This is a genomic window from Pseudomonas sp. MDV22-iso1, assembly GCF_058145095.1.
Window position 1 is genome coordinate 14,162 of sequence record NZ_JBYVMF010000022.1, and the last position, 16,589, is coordinate 30,750.

15 protein-coding genes are annotated in these 16,589 nt (G+C 58.7%); 10 read left to right on the plus strand and 5 right to left on the minus strand.

The genetic code is table 11. The features are described from left to right. Positions 1-3: 3 nt before the first annotated feature. From AC3ZVB_RS21975 to AC3ZVB_RS21985, 3 genes are read right to left on the minus strand one after another with little or no spacing between them, the layout of a single operon-like run. Positions 4-771: a heme ABC transporter ATP-binding protein gene (locus AC3ZVB_RS21975; protein ID WP_194692775.1), complete on the minus strand. Its 768-nt coding sequence runs from the start codon at positions 769-771 to the stop codon at positions 4-6. Then, positions 771-1,808: a FecCD family ABC transporter permease gene (locus tag AC3ZVB_RS21980; RefSeq protein ID WP_162437830.1), complete on the minus strand. Its 1,038-nt coding sequence runs from the start codon at positions 1,806-1,808 to the stop codon at positions 771-773. The genes AC3ZVB_RS21975 and AC3ZVB_RS21980 overlap by 1 nt, the downstream gene beginning before the upstream one ends. After that, complete coding sequence (locus AC3ZVB_RS21985) at positions 1,805-2,677, minus strand: heme/hemin ABC transporter substrate-binding protein (protein ID WP_490147731.1); 873 nt, start codon at positions 2,675-2,677, stop codon at positions 1,805-1,807. Before AC3ZVB_RS21985 ends, AC3ZVB_RS21980 begins: the two co-directional genes overlap by 4 nt. A 164-nt stretch (positions 2,678-2,841) precedes the next feature. Here AC3ZVB_RS21985 and AC3ZVB_RS21990 point away from each other — a divergent pair, with 164 nt between their 5' ends. Beyond that, entirely contained in the window at positions 2,842-3,159 is a 318-nt protein-coding gene (locus AC3ZVB_RS21990) for a Rieske (2Fe-2S) protein (RefSeq protein WP_490147732.1), read from the plus strand. On the opposite strand, the gene sfsA is transcribed toward AC3ZVB_RS21990, so the two are convergent. Then, a complete protein-coding gene (gene sfsA / locus AC3ZVB_RS21995; protein ID WP_162437827.1) occupies positions 3,156-3,869 on the minus strand; it encodes a DNA/RNA nuclease SfsA in 714 nt (237 codons plus the stop codon). The two genes, AC3ZVB_RS21990 and sfsA, sit on opposite strands and share 4 nt — an antisense overlap. After that, positions 3,869-5,041, minus strand: coding sequence for a pyridoxal phosphate-dependent aminotransferase (locus AC3ZVB_RS22000; protein WP_490147733.1), 1,173 nt, complete (start codon positions 5,039-5,041; stop codon positions 3,869-3,871). The genes sfsA and AC3ZVB_RS22000 overlap by 1 nt, the downstream gene beginning before the upstream one ends. Before the next feature lie 332 nt (positions 5,042-5,373). Here AC3ZVB_RS22000 and dksA point away from each other — a divergent pair, with 332 nt between their 5' ends. The 9 genes from dksA (at position 5,374) to panC (ending at position 16,304) form a co-directional block, all read left to right on the plus strand. Next, on the plus strand, positions 5,374-5,814 hold the full coding sequence (gene dksA, locus AC3ZVB_RS22005; protein ID WP_007902025.1) for an RNA polymerase-binding protein DksA: 441 nt from the start codon (positions 5,374-5,376) through the stop codon (positions 5,812-5,814). 291 nt (positions 5,815-6,105) lie between these two features. Next, positions 6,106-6,993 carry a tRNA glutamyl-Q(34) synthetase GluQRS gene (gene gluQRS, locus AC3ZVB_RS22010; RefSeq protein WP_162437825.1) on the plus strand — a complete coding sequence of 296 codons (888 nt, stop codon included), beginning with the start codon at positions 6,106-6,108 and terminating at the stop codon, positions 6,991-6,993. Positions 6,994-7,070: 77 nt separating this feature from the next. Next, positions 7,071-7,247 (plus strand): hypothetical protein, encoded by a 177-nt coding sequence (locus AC3ZVB_RS22015; RefSeq protein WP_003176118.1) that lies wholly within the window; start codon positions 7,071-7,073, stop codon positions 7,245-7,247. After that, positions 7,231-10,185, plus strand: a complete 2,955-nt coding sequence (locus tag AC3ZVB_RS22020; RefSeq protein ID WP_162437824.1) for a sensor histidine kinase — start codon at positions 7,231-7,233, stop codon at positions 10,183-10,185. The genes AC3ZVB_RS22015 and AC3ZVB_RS22020 overlap by 17 nt, the downstream gene beginning before the upstream one ends. 22 nt (positions 10,186-10,207) lie before the next feature. Then, complete coding sequence (locus AC3ZVB_RS22025; RefSeq protein WP_490147734.1) at positions 10,208-11,647, plus strand: sigma-54-dependent transcriptional regulator; 1,440 nt, start codon at positions 10,208-10,210, stop codon at positions 11,645-11,647. A 731-nt stretch (positions 11,648-12,378) separates the two neighbouring features. After that, positions 12,379-13,779, plus strand: coding sequence for a polynucleotide adenylyltransferase PcnB (locus AC3ZVB_RS22030; RefSeq protein ID WP_490147735.1), 1,401 nt, complete (start codon positions 12,379-12,381; stop codon positions 13,777-13,779). Between the two features lie 3 nt (positions 13,780-13,782). Beyond that, positions 13,783-14,268: a 2-amino-4-hydroxy-6-hydroxymethyldihydropteridine diphosphokinase gene (gene folK / locus AC3ZVB_RS22035; RefSeq protein WP_162437821.1), complete on the plus strand. Its 486-nt coding sequence runs from the start codon at positions 13,783-13,785 to the stop codon at positions 14,266-14,268. A gap of 378 nt (positions 14,269-14,646) precedes the next feature. Then, entirely contained in the window at positions 14,647-15,447 is an 801-nt protein-coding gene (gene panB, locus AC3ZVB_RS22040) for a 3-methyl-2-oxobutanoate hydroxymethyltransferase (protein ID WP_162437820.1), read from the plus strand. After that, positions 15,444-16,304 carry a pantoate--beta-alanine ligase gene (gene panC / locus AC3ZVB_RS22045; RefSeq protein ID WP_490147736.1) on the plus strand — a complete coding sequence of 287 codons (861 nt, stop codon included), beginning with the start codon at positions 15,444-15,446 and terminating at the stop codon, positions 16,302-16,304. Before panB ends, panC begins: the two co-directional genes overlap by 4 nt. The last annotated feature ends 285 nt before the right edge of the window (positions 16,305-16,589 follow it).

A 16,589-nucleotide genomic window follows, 5' to 3' on the forward strand; every position in this document is an offset into this window, starting at 1 on the left:
GATCTAGCGGGCGATAATCAGCGGATGCCCGCGCTCCGGGTGCTGCTGCACCAGTACTTCCAGACCGAACACCGCCTGAAGTCGATCAGGACGTAACACCCGTTCCGGCGTATCCAGCGCAACAGGTCGTCCGCCTTCGAGCAGCAACAGTCGATCACAATAGCGCGCTGCCAGGTTCAGATCATGCAGGATCACCATTACCGCCGCACCACGATCGGCGAATTCGCGCACAGCTTGCAGTGTGGTGTGCTGATGCAATGGATCGAGCATCGACGTGGGCTCGTCGAGCAGCAAGGTCTGCCCCGCTTCACCTGGCCAGAGCTGTGCCAACACCCGCGCCAGATGTATTCGCTGACGCTCACCTCCGGACAGGGCCAGGTAACTTCGGCCGTGCAAATGGGCGGCATCGGCAGCGTTCAAGGCGGCCGCGACAATTTCGTCATCCCGGACACGACCACTCTGATAAGGCAAACGCCCCATGCCGACCACTTCTTCGACACGAAAGGCAAAGTCCAGCGTCGATACCTGCGGCAATACAGCCAGACGCTGGGCTCGCAACGGCCCGGTCCAGTGACTCAACTCATGCTCGTCGAGCCAGATGTTTCCGTGATCAGCCTTTAACTCGCCACACAAGGCGCCAAGCAACGTGCTCTTGCCGGCACCGTTAGGTCCCAGCACACCCAGGACTTCACCCGGTTTGAGCTCAAGCGTGATATCCATCAGCACGGTCTTGCGGCCGCGGCGGATTTGCAGATTTTGCGTTCGCAGCATCAGGCGCGTCCTCTGAGGAGCAGGTACAGAAAGAACGGAGCACCAATGAACGCCGTAACAATGCCAATGGGCAGCTCGGCAGGCGCCAGTGCCAGCCGCGCTACCAGGTCAGCAAACAGCAAGAGACTGGCGCCGGCCAGCACCGAGGCGGGTAACAGCACTCGATGATCAGGACCGGCCAGCAGACGCACCAGATGCGGCACCACCAACCCGACAAAGCCAATCATTCCTGCCGCCGCCACAGCGGCCCCTACTCCCAGCGCCGTGCAGAAGACCAGCTCGCGCTTGAGCCTTTCAACGTCGATGCCCAGGTGCCCGGCTTCGGACTCTCCCAGTAACAATGCATTCAAGGCTTTGGCACGACGTGGCAGCCACAGCGCCACACCGGCGCTGATCAACAGCAATGGCCAAAGTCGCGAATAACTGGCGCCGTTGAGGCTGCCCAGGTTCCAGAACGCCAGGGTACGCAGGGTGGCGTCGTCCGCCAGATAGGTGAAAAGCCCAACGGCAGATCCTGCCAGAGCAGTCAAAGCAATGCCTGCCAACAACATTGTTGCAACGTTGGTCTGACCGTTACGCCGACCCAACCGATACACCAGCGCCGTCACACCCAGGCCGCCGAGAAAGGCGCACAGCGATAACAGGTAAGGCCCGAAAGCCTCCGGCAGACCGCCAAACGCCGAACCACCGACAATGGCAATCGCCGCGCCGAGGGCCGCGCCGCTGGAAACGCCCACCAACCCCGGATCGGCCAGTGGGTTACGAAAGAGGCCCTGCATGGCCACGCCGGACAACGCCAGCACGCCTCCCACCGCCAAACCCAACAACGTTCGCGGCAGGCGTATTTGCCCAAGGATCAGCTCCGCCTGCTCCAGCCCGTCTGGCGCAATGGGCAGGCCGATCATGCGTAACGCTACGCGCAATGTGTCGAGCAACGGCAGACTGACCGGCCCAAGCGCCAGCGACAACCAGATCGCCAATAAGCACAGCAGGCTCAGGCCAATGAACAATGCACGCGGTTTAACCAGAACCGTCATTGTTTGGCGGTGCCGGGGAAGAAACCGTCAGACAGTTTTTTCAGTTCATCGGGTAACCGCGGCCCCAGCCCGCCGACCAGTAACGTCGGATCGAGCTCGATGACGCGCCCGTCCTTGGCCGCACGTGTCGAAGACAGAATAGGGTTTTCTTTAAACAAGGCGGCACGCGCCACTTCGCCACTCAGCGCGCGATCGGCAAACACCAGCACTTCCGGGTCCAGGCTGATCAGGGATTCGACGGAAAACGGCTTGTACCCGGTATGCGTCGCCAGGTTATGCCCACCGGCGCGTTGCAGGAGCCAATCCGCGCTGGTGTCTTTGCCGGCGATCAGTGGCTTGCCGCCCGCGTGACCGATCAGCACCAGCACACCCGGTGACGGCTGACTCAACTGCGCCTGGGTGACCCGGACCTTTTGTTGATCAAGCTGTTGCTGGTAAGCCTGAAACAGTTTCGAAGCCCGGCCTTCGGCACCCAGCAACTTGCCCAAATGCTCCAGGTTACTCTGCAAGGCAGGCAAATCAGGCTGGGCTGAGAACAGCTCGACCTGCACTCCCGCGTTGCGGATCTGCGACAGTATCGGCGGTGGCCCCATTTCTTCGGTGCCGACCAATATTTGCGGGCGCAGGCTTAAAATGCCTTCAGCCGACAATTGCCGCTGGTAACCGATACTCGGCAGTGCCTTGAGTGCCTCCGGGTGCTGACTGGTGGTGTCGACGCCGACCAACTTCGACTCACCACCCAGCGCGCTGACCCACTCCGACAGGGCGCCACCGGCACTGACCCAACGTTGTGGCAACTCGGTTGCGGCAACGTGGTGGCTGGCGAGGAGGCCAACACAAAGCGCAGCAACGCGGGGACTCAGGCGCATAAACAGCTTCCTTTAAAGTTTTTCCAGGCGTGGAGCTGACAGGCCAAGTATTCTCGGCGTCGGCACCTGCACCCAACGGGCGGAGCCGGCATTTGATAATTGTTTGCATTTGAACGTCAAGCTCTGACATATCCAGTCACGGGCAGGCGTGCTTGAGGATAGACATGAAGTTTCTTTGCGCGGGCCTGGAGCTCACCGATTCCAGCAGCCGTGGCTTTGACATTCACGGCCAGAAGCTCCTTGCGGTGCGCCGAAGTGGACAGGTTTATGTCTACCTCAACCGTTGCCCGCATCGTGGCGTCGGACTGGAATGGCAACCCGACCAGTTTCTTGATCCGAGCAACAGCCTGATCCAGTGCGCCACCCACGGCGCACTGTTTCTGATCGAAGACGGCGAGTGCGTCGCCGGCCCGTGTTCCGGACAGTTTCTGACCAGCGTCCCTAGTCTCGAAGATGAACAAGGCATCTGGATCAGCCTTTAATCTTCAAGCATTAGTTCCAGACGTCGATCGACCACCATTTCTTCATGACTCAATCTCACACCGTATGCCAGCACCTCGACCCCGCACGCCACCGCTTCGCGCAACGCTGCCGCATAAGCCGAATCGATTTCGTGCGCGGGACGCACGGCATCAATGCCACTCAGGTTCACGCAATACAGCTGCACCGCGCGGATCCCGTCCCGAGCCAGGTGTGCCAGCTCGCGCAAATGCTTGGCACCCCGCTGGGTTACCGCGTCGGGAAACGCAGCCACCGATGAGCCATCAAAGCCCAGCGTGACACTCTTGACTTCCACATAGGCCGGCCCGGTCGGGTAATCGAGACGGAAATCGATGCGACTGCTTTCCTGGCCGTAAGCCACTTCGCGCTTGAGCTCGGTGAAGCCGTTCAGTTCGGTGATGACCCCGGCACGCAATGCCTCCTCGATCAAACCGTTGGCGCGCCCGGTGTTCACGCAAAACAGCCGGCCCTGCGGGGTTTCGCCGATTTCCCAGGTGCCGGGCAACTTGCGCTTCGGGTCATTGGAGCGGCTGAACCAGACCTGCCCGCCCTCAACCTGGCAATTGAGCATCGAGCCGGTGTTCGGGCAATGAATGGTCAGCAACTCGCCGTCTACAGTTTCGATGTCAGCGAGGAAGCGCTTGTAACGGCGAATCAGGCGACCTTCTTCAAGGGGAGGATGAAAACGCATCAGCCTTGCCAGCTCCGCAATCCGCGGGCGATCCGCTCGACCGCTTCCTGCAGCCGAGGAAGGCTTTGGGTGTAAGCAAATCGCACGTGATGGCCGGCCTGATAACGACCGAAATCCAGACCCGGGGTGATCGCAACATGTTCAGTTTCGAGAAAATGACGACAAAACGCGAAGGCATCGCCGCCGAACTTGCTGATATCTGCATACAAATAGAACGCGCCTTCAGGTTCTACAGCGATACCGAAACCTAGCTCGCGCAACGCAGGCAGCAGGAAATCACGACGACGACCAAACTCGGCGCGGCGCTCTTCGAGGATGCTGATGGTGGCAGGCTCAAAACAAGCCAGCGCCGCATGCTGGGCCATACTCGGGGCGCTGATGTAGAGGTTTTGAGCGAGCTTCTCCAGTTCGCCGACGGCTGCCTCCGGGGCAACCAGCCAACCCAGGCGCCACCCGGTCATACCGAAATACTTTGAAAAACTATTAAGCACGAACGCGCTGTCATCGACTTCGAGCACGCTGGCGGCGTCGGTACCGTAAGTCAGGCCGTGATAGATCTCGTCGACCACCAGATGACCGTGTCGCGCCTTGATCGCGGCGGACAAGCCCGCCAGCTCATCGCGGGTCAGAATGGTCCCGGTCGGGTTGGCAGGCGAGGCCACGAGGGCACCGACGCTGTCATGGTCCCAATGACGAGCCACAAGGTCAGGCGTCAATTGATATCGCACCTCCGGGCCGACGGGCACCAACTGCGCCGCACCTTCCACCAGTCGCAGGAAATGCCGGTTACACGGGTAACCCGGATCCGCCAACAGCCAATGTTTACCCGGGTCTACCAACAAGGCGCTGGCCAGCAGCAGCGCCCCGGATCCACCGGGCGTGATGAGAATTCGCTGCGGATCGATGTTCAATCCATACCGCTGTTGATAGAAACCCGAAATGGCTTCACGCAGTTCGGGAATACCCCGTGCGGCGGTGTAACGGGTCTTTCCGGCGGTGAGTGCAGCCTGGCCCGCCTGAATAATCGGTTCGGCGGTGGTGAAGTCAGGCTCGCCGATTTCCAGGTGGATGACATCGTGGCCTGCGGCCTGCAATTCATTGGCCCGCGCTAACAGCGCCATCACATGAAAGGGTTCGATCGCGCGACTGCGGGCACTGTAGGACTGAGCCATTGGCCTTCCTTCAACGGTAAAAAGAACTGATTCTACCCAAGCACTGGAACGAGCGAGAACCTAAAGCGGTCAGACGCTCATAACGCCGGTCCCAAACGACTCAAGCGTGTATCCCAGGTTTGACTAAAATCAATATTTGATCAGGTCTCCAGCACCACCAGACAAGGCTTTGCAACTATTTGCAAGAGCATCGGGCCATTACCTCGACATCCGGGAGTAGCGCGGTCCGATTTGATCTGGTAAGTTCGCCCGCTTGCAGCCGCAGGGCCGGCAGGTGTCGGTGATGGAGCAATCCTGCGCAATGGATTACAAGAGTAGAGGCGGTCCATTTCATGCCCACCCAAGCAAAGCAGCAAAACCAGTCGATCAGCGGCTTCGAACCCTACAAAGAAGTGAAGGGTGAGGAATACATGGGCAAGCCCATGCGCGCGCACTTCACCAAGATCCTGAACAAGTGGAAACAGGACTTGATGCAGGAAGTCGACCGTACGGTTGATCACATGAAGGACGAAGCGGCCAACTTCCCGGACCCGGCAGACCGTGCCAGCCAGGAAGAAGAATTCAGCCTCGAACTGCGAGCCCGCGACCGCGAGCGCAAGTTGATCAAGAAAATCGACAAGACCCTGCAATTGATCGAAGACGAAGAGTATGGCTGGTGCGAGTCCTGCGGCGTCGAGATTGGCGTCAAGCGACTGGAAGCCCGCCCTACCGCCGATATGTGCGTTGACTGCAAGACCCTGGCGGAAATCAAGGAAAAGCAAGTCGGCAAGTAATGTCGACCTGAACGAAAAACGGAGCGTGCGAACGCTCCGTTTTTGTTTCCAAAATTCAAACCAGCAGGCCTCCCTTGAGGGAGCGGACCTTCGTGGCGAGGGGATTTATCCCCGTGGGTCGCGTAGCGGCCCCAAACTCTGTAATCGCGATGCATCAGATAGAACGCATTTACTGGTTTGCGACTGCTTCGCAGCCGAACGGGGTGGTACGGCATTCCGATAAATCCCCTCGCCACGAAGGCCACCGCCCTCAAGTGATTTGCGTCTGGCCCAACAACATAGATCGCCTTTATGACCGCCACCTCCTACATCGGCCGCTTCGCCCCCACGCCCAGCGGACATCTGCATTTCGGCTCGCTGGTCGCAGCGCTGGCCTCGTACCTCGACGCCCGCTCGGTGGGCGGTCAGTGGTTGATGCGGATGGAGGACCTCGATCCGCCTCGGGAAGAGCCCGGCGCTCAGGCTGCAATACTCAAGGCCCTGGAGAGCTACGGTTTCGAGTGGGACGGCGAAATGATCCGCCAAAGCGACCGGCACGACGCCTATGCCGAAGTCCTCAATCGTCTGTTTAACCACGGCCTGGCTTACGCCTGCACCTGCTCGCGCAAACAACTGGAGCCTTATCACGGCATTTATCCAGGATTCTGCCGCAATGCCGGGCACAGCACTGAAAACGCAGCAATACGATTGCGAGTACCCGAACTGGAATACCACTTTATAGACCGCGTGCAAGGCGAGTATCGCCAGCACCTGGGTCGTGACGTCGGTGATTTCGTGATTCGCCGCCGCGACGGACTCTACGCCTATCAACTCGCGGTGGTGCTGGACGACGCCTGGCAAGGCATCACTGATATTGTCCGTGGCGCCGACCTGCTGGACTCCACACCCCGGCAGCTCTACCTGCAAGAGTTGCTCGGCTTGCGGCAACCGAAATATCTGCATATCCCGCTGATCACTCAGCCCGATGGCAACAAGCTCGGCAAGTCCTACCGCTCTCCGCCCCTGACAGCCGATCAGGCAACACCTTTGTTGCTGCGTGCCCTGCGCGCGCTCGGGCAAAATCCGGGGACCGAATTGTTGTACGCAACGCCCAGGGAAGTGCTGGACTGGGCCATTGGCCACTGGGATGCACTGCTGATCCCGCGAACACTTGACCTTCCCGAAGCGCAACTGCAGTGATCACACTTGCAGTGGCGCGCCCATCCGTTACCATCGCCGCACGTTTTCGGGCACGCGCATAAAAAAGAGAGGCCGGGATGTACATCTATCGCTTGGTCCTGCTCCTGGTAGTGGGGATTTATCTGTTCTCCCCAGCCATCATGGATTGGTGGATCGACGCCACCGGTGCCTGGTATCGCCCTTATCTGCTCTGGCTGATTCTGATCGTCGTGACCTTCATCCTGCAGAGCCAAAAAGATGCCGATGAGCTTTAGCCTGACCCAGATGATCCTGATCAGCGCCGCCTACCTGGCCGTGCTGTTCGGCGTAGCCTGGATCAGCGAACGGGGCATGATCCCCCGGGCGATCATTCGCCACCCACTGACATACACCCTGTCGCTGGGTGTTTATGCCAGTGCCTGGGCTTTTTACGGCACCGTGGGCCTGGCCTATCAATACGGTTACGGTTTCCTGTCCAGCTATCTCGGTGTTTCGGGCGCTTTCCTGCTGGCGCCGGTGCTGCTGTATCCGATCCTGAAAATCACCCGCACCTATCAATTGTCTTCGCTGGCGGACTTGTTTGCGTTCCGCTTTCGCAGCACGTGGGCCGGAGCATTGACGACGATTTTCATGTTGATTGGCGTGCTGCCGTTGCTGGCGTTGCAGATTCAGGCCGTGGCCGACTCCATCGGCATTCTCACTCGCGAGCCGGTCCAGCATCGCGTGGCACTGAGCTTCTGTGCGCTGATTACCCTGTTCACCATTTTCTTCGGCTCACGCCATATCGCTACCCGCGAAAAACACGAAGGCCTGGTGTTCGCGATTGCCTTCGAGTCGGTAATCAAACTCATCGCCATTGGCGGCGTCGGCCTCTATGCGCTGTACGGCGTGTTCGATGGTCCGCAGCAACTTGAGCTTTGGCTGCTGCAAAACCAGACGGCGCTGGCGGCCCTGCATACACCGTTGCAGGAAGGTCCGTGGCGCACGCTGCTGCTGGTGTTCTTTGCCTCGGCGATCGTGATGCCGCACATGTATCACATGACGTTTACCGAGAACCTCAACCCTCGCTCGCTGGTCAGTGCGAGCTGGGGTTTGCCATTGTTTCTTCTGCTGATGAGCCTGGCCGTCCCGCTGATTCTCTGGGCCGGGCTGAAGCTTGGCGCCACCACTAACCCGGAATACTTCACCCTGGGAATCGGTATTGCCGCCAACAGCAAGGCTTTGGCACTGCTGGCGTATGTCGGCGGATTATCGGCCGCCAGCGGATTGATCATTGTCACTACCCTGGCGCTGTCCGGGATGGCACTCAACCACCTGGTGCTGCCGCTCTACCAGCCGCCGGCCGAAGGCAACATTTATCGCTGGCTGAAGTGGACGCGACGCGCGCTGATCGTCGCCATCATCATGGCCGGTTACGGTTTCTATCTGCTGCTCGGCGCCGAGCAGGATCTGGCCAACCTTGGCATCGTCGCGTTTGTGGCGACATTGCAGTTCCTGCCGGGTGTGCTGTCGGTCCTGTACTGGCCGACCGCCAACCGTCGCGGCTTTATCGCCGGTTTGCTGGCCGGGATCCTGGTGTGGCTGGTGACGATGCTGTTGCCGCTGGTCGGCAATTTGCAGGGCTTCTATATTCCGCTCCTGAACATGATTTACGTGCTGGACGACACCAGTTGGCACATGGCGGCCATCGCTTCGCTGGCTGCCAACGTCCTGATGTTCACGCTGATTTCACTGTTCACCAATGCCAGTCCTGAAGAAGCCAGCGCTGCAGAAGCCTGCGCTGTGGACAACGTCCGCCGACCGCAACGTCGCGAATTGCACGCCGCCTCTCCACAAGAATTTGCCACCCAACTGGCCAAACCATTGGGTGCGAAGGCTGCCCAAAAGGAAGTCGAGCAGGCGTTGCGCGATCTCTACCTGCCATTCGATGAGCGCCGCCCGTACGCGTTGCGCCGTTTAAGGGATCGGATCGAGGCCAACCTGTCTGGCCTGATGGGGCCGAGCGTCGCTCAGGACATGGTCGAAACCTTCCTGCCTTACAAGGCCGGCGGCGAAAACTACGTAACTGAAGATATTCACTTCATCGAAAGCCGTTTAGAGGATTACCACTCGCGTCTGACCGGGCTGGCAGCGGAACTGGACGCTTTGCGTCGTTACCACCGCCAGACGTTGCAAGAGTTGCCGATGGGTGTCTGCTCCCTCGCCAAGGACCAGGAAATCCTGATGTGGAACAAAGCCATGGAGGAGCTCACCGGAATTGCCGCCCAACGCGTGGTCGGTTCACGCCTGAGCACCATTGCCGATCCATGGAAAGAACTGCTGCAAGGCTTCATCAACCTGCCGGACGAGCACTTGCACAAACAGCATCTCGCGCTCGACGGCCAGACCCGCTGGCTCAATCTGCACAAAGCCGCCATCGATGAGCCCCTCGCGCCGGGTAACAGTGGCCTGGTGCTGTTGGTAGAAGACCTGACTGAAACCCAGATGCTCGAAGACAAACTGGTGCACTCCGAGCGTCTGGCCAGTATTGGTCGACTCGCCGCCGGCGTGGCCCACGAGATTGGCAACCCGATCACCGGTATCGCCTGCCTGGCGCAGAACCTGCGCGAAGAGCGTGAGGACGATAGTGAGCTGAAGGAAATCAGCGGCCAGATTCTCGAGCAGACCAAGCGGGTGTCGCGCATCGTTCAGTCACTGATGAGCTTCGCCCATGCCGGTAGCCACCAGCACAGCGACGAGCCCGTCTGTCTGGCGGAAGTCGCCCAGGACGCGATAGGCCTGCTGGCCCTCAACAGACGCAATTTCGAAGTGCAGTTCTACAACCTGTGCGACCCCGATCACTGGGTCGAAGGCGATCCGCAGCGACTCGCCCAGGTCTTGATCAACTTGCTCTCAAACGCCCGCGACGCCTCGCCTCCCGGCAGTGCAGTGCGCGTTAAAAGCGAAGCCGGCGAGCACACGGTCGACCTGATCGTGGAAGACGAAGGCAGTGGCATTCCGAAGAACATCATGGACCGATTGTTCGAACCTTTCTTCACCACCAAGGACCCTGGCGAAGGCACCGGTCTGGGCCTTGCACTGGTCTATTCCATCGTTGAAGAGCATTATGGACAAATCACCATCGACAGCCCGGCTGATGTTCAAAGCCAACGCGGCACCCGTATTCGGGTGACCTTGCCGCGTCATGTCGAAGCGACGTCCGCTGTGAACTGAGACCGTCGAGAGTATCGAATCAATGCCGCACATTTTGATCGTCGAAGACGAAACAATTATCCGCTCCGCCTTGCGCCGCCTGCTGGAACGTAACCAGTACCAGGTCAGCGAAGCCGGTTCTGTGCAGGAAGCACAAGAACGTTTCACTATCCCCACGTTCGACCTGATCGTCAGCGACCTGCGTTTACCAGGCGCGCCGGGCACCGAGCTGATCAAGCTCGGCCAAGGTACGCCGGTGCTGATCATGACCAGCTACGCCAGCCTGCGCTCAGCGGTCGACTCGATGAAGATGGGCGCGGTGGACTACATCGCCAAGCCTTTCGATCACGATGAAATGCTTCAGGCAGTCGCAAGAATCCTGCGTGATCGGCAATCGGTGCAAAGCACTGCGGGTGAGCCTGCCAGTGCCAAGGCGGGCAATGGCACGGCAAAAACCGGTGTCGACAACAGCAATGGCGAAATCGGCATCATCGGTTCGTGCCCCCCTATGCAGGATCTGTACAGCAAGATCCGCAAAGTGGCCCCGACTGACTCAAATGTCCTGATCCAGGGCGAATCCGGCACCGGTAAAGAACTGGTGGCGCGGGCGCTGCACAACCTGTCCAAACGTGCCAAGGCACCGATGATTTCGGTGAACTGCGCAGCCATTCCGGAAAGCCTGATCGAGTCCGAGCTGTTCGGCCACGAAAAAGGTGCGTTTACCGGTGCCAGCGCCGGTCGCGCCGGCCTGGTGGAAGCTGCCGATGGCGGCACGCTGTTCCTCGACGAAATTGGCGAACTGCCACTGGAAGCTCAGGCTCGTCTATTGCGCGTATTGCAGGAAGGCGAGATTCGCCGAGTCGGTTCCGTGCAATCGCAGAAAGTCGACGTGCGACTGATCGCTGCGACTCACCGGGACCTCAAGAGCCTGGCGAAGATCGGCCAGTTCCGTGAAGACTTGTTTTACCGCCTCCACGTCATCGCCCTGAAATTGCCAGCGCTGCGCGAGCGTGGTGCAGACGTCAACGAAATCGCCACTGCTTTCCTGGCGCGACAAAGTGCGCGAGTCAACCGCACCGACCTGAAGTTTGCGCCGGATGCCGAGCAAGCGATTCGTCACTATTCATGGCCGGGTAACGTTCGTGAACTGGAAAACGCTGTAGAGCGCGCCGTCATTCTTTGCGAAAGCCCGGAGATTTCCGCTGAACTGCTGGGGATCGACATCGAACTGAATGATCTGGATGACGATGAGTTCATCGGCCTTGCGCCGCAACAAGGCGGCAGCGCCAGTAACACCAGTCATGAGCCTACGGAAGACCTGTCACTGGAAGACTACTTCCAGCACTTCGTACTCGAGCATCAGGACCATATGACCGAGACCGAGCTGGCTCGCAAACTCGGGGTCAGTCGTAAATGCCTGTGGGAACGTCGTCAGCGCCTGGGCATTCCACGGCGCAAGACCGGTGTGGCCAGCGAAAGCTGAACGTCACCTTTCGAATGTGCAGGTAACAGCTGATTGTGTGAAAAAACTGTTACCTCAGGTTTTTCACGTAACAGAAGCCGGGGCTTACGGTAACGAAGCCCCGGCTTTTTTTGGCCTCGCGAATACCAGATCCAGCGCCTAACCCCTTGTTTTACTGGGCTTCGCAAAAGTTGGCACGCACCCTGCTATATGTTTAGTACAAGAACAATAACAAGCAATGCACAAGACAATAAAAATAAGACGAATCGACTCACGCACAATAAAAACAAGACGGCGAGAGGCGCAGCTAACTGATTCTTTTGGAGAGGCGTTGTATTTGGGGCTTGCCCCACGACCAGGCCGAGAACAACAAAAACTGTCCTAAGACAGAGCCTGAACTGGTTGGATCGATAGATCACTGCAGCACAGCGACCAAAGCAATCCGTTTGCTCTTGGCTCCCGATTGGGAGGGTCATGAAGGAAAATCTCCATGACGAGGGCACTTAACAAAAACAAAAAGCCCGAAACCAATAATAAAAATAGAGCATGCAACTACTTCTTGGGGAGCTTCGGCTCCCCTTGTAGTTTCCGGGATTTGACGATCATGCGGCCCCTGTCGTCGCTGTCCGATCAGTCGCCCCTCATCCCGTTGCGCAGCTTCCTACACCATCCCCCGACTAAATGCTAGAATCCCCGCCCATCATGCGGTCATTCTTCGTTATGGCCGAACATTCCTTCAAACAGTGCATCCCATGCTGAAGAAGTTGTTCCAGTCATTCCGTTCTCCCAAGCGTCATACGCAACACATTCGCAGTACGCCTGAAGTGCTCAACAGCAGCCAACATTCGCTGCAGAAGTCGCAATTCAGCCGATACGCAGTGAATATCGTCGAACGCCTGCAGAACGCCGGTTACCAAGCCTATTTGGTTGGCGGCTGTGTGCGCGACATGATGCTCGGCATCACGCCAAAAGATTTCGACGTCGCCACCAGTGCAACACCTGAACAGGTCAGAGCTGAATTCCGCAACGCGCGGATTATCGGCCGTCGCTTCAAATTGGTGCATATCCATTTTGGCCGCGAAATCATCGAGGTCGCGACCTTCCGCGCCAATCACCCGCAAAACGATGAAGAAGAAGACAGCAACCAGTCCTCACGCAATGAGAGCGGGCGCATCCTTCGCGACAACGTTTACGGGACCCTGGAAGAAGACGCGCAGCGCCGCGATTTCACCATCAATGCCCTGTATTACGATCCGGTCAGTGAGCGCATTCTCGACTACGCCAACGGCGTCCACGATATTCGCAATCATCTGATCCGACTGATCGGCGATCCAAAGCAGCGCTACCAGGAAGACCCGGTGCGGATGCTGCGCGCCGTGCGTTTCGCCGCCAAGTTGAATTTCGGCATCGAAAAGCACAGCGCCGCGCCGATCCGCGAACTCGCCCCGATGCTTCGAGAGATACCGTCGGCTCGTCTGTTCGAAGAAGTCCTCAAATTGTTCCTCTCTGGCCATGCCGCAGACACCTTCGAAATGCTGGTCGATTTGCAGCTGTTCGACCCACTGTTCCCGGCCAGTGCCGAAGCGTTGGAATACAACCCGACCTACACGCACACACTGATCAGCGAAGCCTTGGTCAACACTGACCTGCGCATCAAGCAGAACAAACCGGTGACCCCGGCGTTCCTGTTTGCAGCGCTGTTGTGGCCTGCATTGCCGGCGCGCGTGCTGCGTCTGCAAGAGCGTGGCATGCCACCGATACCGGCGATGCAGGAAGCCGCTCACGAACTGATTGCTGAACAGTGTCAGCGCATCGCGATTCCGAAGCGCTTTACCATGCCAATCCGCGAGATCTGGGACATGCAGGAGCGCTTGCCACGGCGCAGCGGCAAACGTGCCGACCTGTTGCTCGATAACCCACGATTCCGGGCCGGTTATGACTTTCTGCTGTTGCGTGAGAGCGCCGGGGAACAAACCGATGGCCTCGGTGAATGGTGGACCGATTATCAGGACGCCAACGACAGCGAGCGCCGTGACATGATCCGCGACCTCAGTGGTAAAGACGAAGGCACCGGTGCGCCGCGCAAACGACGCCGTAGCGGTGGCGCAAAGCGCAAGCGTACAGCCGACGCACCGAGCACCACGGGCGAGTAATTCATGGAACGCATCTACATCGGTATGGGCAGCAATCTGGCTGACCCCGCCGAACAATTGCGCAGCGCGGTCGACGCGCTGGCGCAACTGCCATGCACCGAACTGGTCGCCGTTTCCGCGTTTTATCAAAGCGATTCATTGCTGCCCGGCCAACCGCGTTACACCAACGCGGTTGCGGCCCTCGACAGCCTCCTCCCGCCACTGGAGCTACTGGATGCGCTGCAAGCCATCGAGAATGACCAGGGGCGCGAACGCCTCGAACGTTGGGGGCCACGCACGCTGGATCTCGATATCGTGCTGTTCGGCGATCGACTGATCGACGAGCCTCGCCTCAAAGTCCCCCACTACCATATGCAGGAACGCGCGTTCGTTCTGTATCCGCTGGCCGAACTGGCGCCTGCAGACCTGCGTTTGGCCGATGGCCGGGTACTTGGCGAATTACTCCAGGCTTGCCCGTTTGTCGGGCTGGAGCGCATTCCCCAAAATTGATGAAATCCCTCTGCAGGAGCAATGCTTGCTCGCGATAGCTGACTGAAATACGGCACGCATGTCGACTGACACGTCACTATCACGAGCAAGCTTTGTTCCTATAGAAACGCGGAGCCCCCCTTATGCCGCCGCCGCATCCCGTCTGCTGAATCGCATCAGTTACGCCGGTAACACCTCATGCGTAACAATGCGGTAACACACGCAATTGACTTCCCGAGTTCTCCTCACGACTATAGGCGTCCCGTTGCCGCCAACACGGCGTTGAAGGGCGCAATCCAGGCCTTAAAAGCACGACAACAGACCGTGCGCCTGTATTTAACGAAGAATCACGCGCGTTACTCGCAGTAGTTTTCACAGCGCCTGAATGAGGAACTTTTCATGCCAGCCATTACCCTGACCACCCTGCAAGGTCTCAAGCAAAAAGGTGAAAAAATCACCATGCTGACCTGCTATGACGCGACCTTCGCCCACGCCTGCAATCAGGCTGGCGTCGAAGTGCTGTTGGTGGGTGACTCCCTCGGCATGGTTTTGCAGGGTCATGACAGCACGCTGCCGGTGACCACCGCTGAGATGGCTTACCACGTGGCGTGCGTCAAACGCGGCAACACCGACGCATTGATCCTCGCCGACCTGCCTTTCATGGCCTACGCCACCACTGAACAAGCCATGACCAACAGCGCGCTGTTGATGCAGGCCGGTGCGCACATGATCAAGGTTGAAGGGGCATTGTGGCTTGCGGACTCGATTCGCTTGCTGGCCGAGCGTGGCATCCCCGTCTGCGCTCACATGGGACTGACACCTCAATCAGTGAACATCCTGGGCGGCTACAAAGTTCAGGGACGTAACGAAAACCAGGCGCGACAAATGCGTGCCGATGCGATCTCGCTGGAACAAGCCGGCGCAGCGATGCTGCTGCTTGAATGCGTCCCGAGCGAGCTGGCCGAAGAAATCACCCAGGCAGTGAAGATCCCGGTTATCGGCATCGGCGCAGGCAGCGCCACAGATGGCCAGGTATTGGTGATGCACGACATGCTGGGGTTGTCGATTACAGGTCGCATGCCAAAATTCGTGAAAAACTTCATGGCCGGTCAGACCAGCATTGATGCGGCTTTGACTGCCTACGTCACTGACGTCAAAGCGGCGACCTTCCCAGGTATCGAACACGGATTCTCTGCATGAACACCGTAAAAACCGTACGCGAACTTCGAGCCGCCGTCGCCCGCGCCCGTAGCGAAGGCAAGCGCATCGGCTTCGTGCCCACCATGGGCAACTTGCACAGCGGCCATATCGCGCTGATCACCAAAGCCACTCAACGAGTGGATTTCGTGGTCGCGAGCATCTTCGTCAACCCGTTGCAATTTGGGGCCGGCGAAGACCTCGACAAATACCCGAGAACCCTCGCTGCGGATCAGGAAAAACTGCTCCAGGCGGGCTGCCATTTGCTGTTCGCGCCAAGCGTTGAAGAGATGTACCCGGACGGCATGCAAGGTCAGACCCGCGTCAGTGTTCCACAGCTCTCCGAAGGCCTGTGCGGCGCCAGTCGTCCCGGTCACTTCGAAGGCGTGGCGACAGTGGTCAGCAAGCTGTTCAACATGGTCCAGCCGGACCTGGCGATCTTTGGCCAGAAAGACTTCCAGCAATTGGCCGTGATCAAGTCCCTTGTTCATGACCTGAACATGCCTGTGCAGATCATTGGCGAGCCTACTGTTCGTGCTGCCGATGGCTTGGCGCTTTCCTCGCGTAATGGCTTTCTCAATGAACAACAGCGCTCCGTTGCACCCGTGGTGTATCAAGGCCTGACGCAAATTGGCGAGGCGATCAAACAGGGCGACAGGGATTTCCCGGCGCTCATCGATGCCCAGATCAAACAGCTGGAAACCGCCGGGCTGCGTCCGGATTACCTGGAAATACGTGAAGCGCGGACCTTGCGTCCGGCAACCCCGCAGGATCGGGACCTGGTCATTCTGGTAGCCGCGTATCTGGGGACAACGCGCCTGATCGACAACCTGCACATCAACCTCGACACTACGGCGTAGAAAGTGCGGTCGGTCATCCAGCATGATGCTGGATGACCCAGCAGATTCGCGCCTGCTTCGACAGTGAATCGGGTTCAGCTTTCCCCTACCCGGTTCAAGTCGCCTGACCGAGCAAAAACCCGCACATCCTTCCGTTTGTCGGCTCACCCTCTTCTTTATGTATAAAAAAGTACCGGGGACGGGTCAGACAAAGTCAAGACAGATCGCAGCGCGAAGGTTACTGTATTCGCCCTGCGCCATGAAAACGTGAAGACGCAGTTGACCGGACGCCCACCCGCAGCGATC

Excerpts from the sequence above, each read along its gene's own strand:
- AC3ZVB_RS21975 (WP_194692775.1), bottom strand. The coding sequence starts at position 771 with ATGCTGCGAACGCAAAATCTGCAAATCCGCCGCGGCCGCAAGACCGTG.
- AC3ZVB_RS21980 (WP_162437830.1), bottom strand. The coding sequence starts at position 1,808 with ATGACGGTTCTGGTTAAACCGCGTGCATTGTTCATTGGCCTGAGCCTG.
- AC3ZVB_RS21985 (WP_490147731.1), bottom strand. The coding sequence starts at position 2,677 with ATGCGCCTGAGTCCCCGCGTTGCTGCGCTTTGTGTTGGCCTCCTCGCC.
- AC3ZVB_RS21990 (WP_490147732.1), top strand. The coding sequence starts at position 2,842 with ATGAAGTTTCTTTGCGCGGGCCTGGAGCTCACCGATTCCAGCAGCCGT.
- sfsA (WP_162437827.1), bottom strand. The coding sequence starts at position 3,869 with ATGCGTTTTCATCCTCCCCTTGAAGAAGGTCGCCTGATTCGCCGTTAC.
- AC3ZVB_RS22000 (WP_490147733.1), bottom strand. The coding sequence starts at position 5,041 with ATGGCTCAGTCCTACAGTGCCCGCAGTCGCGCGATCGAACCCTTTCAT.
- dksA (WP_007902025.1), top strand. The coding sequence starts at position 5,374 with ATGCCCACCCAAGCAAAGCAGCAAAACCAGTCGATCAGCGGCTTCGAA.
- gluQRS (WP_162437825.1), top strand. The coding sequence starts at position 6,106 with ATGACCGCCACCTCCTACATCGGCCGCTTCGCCCCCACGCCCAGCGGA.
- AC3ZVB_RS22015 (WP_003176118.1), top strand. The coding sequence starts at position 7,071 with ATGTACATCTATCGCTTGGTCCTGCTCCTGGTAGTGGGGATTTATCTG.
- AC3ZVB_RS22020 (WP_162437824.1), top strand. The coding sequence starts at position 7,231 with ATGCCGATGAGCTTTAGCCTGACCCAGATGATCCTGATCAGCGCCGCC.
- AC3ZVB_RS22025 (WP_490147734.1), top strand. The coding sequence starts at position 10,208 with ATGCCGCACATTTTGATCGTCGAAGACGAAACAATTATCCGCTCCGCC.
- AC3ZVB_RS22030 (WP_490147735.1), top strand. The coding sequence starts at position 12,379 with ATGCTGAAGAAGTTGTTCCAGTCATTCCGTTCTCCCAAGCGTCATACG.
- folK (WP_162437821.1), top strand. The coding sequence starts at position 13,783 with ATGGAACGCATCTACATCGGTATGGGCAGCAATCTGGCTGACCCCGCC.
- panB (WP_162437820.1), top strand. The coding sequence starts at position 14,647 with ATGCCAGCCATTACCCTGACCACCCTGCAAGGTCTCAAGCAAAAAGGT.
- panC (WP_490147736.1), top strand. The coding sequence starts at position 15,444 with ATGAACACCGTAAAAACCGTACGCGAACTTCGAGCCGCCGTCGCCCGC.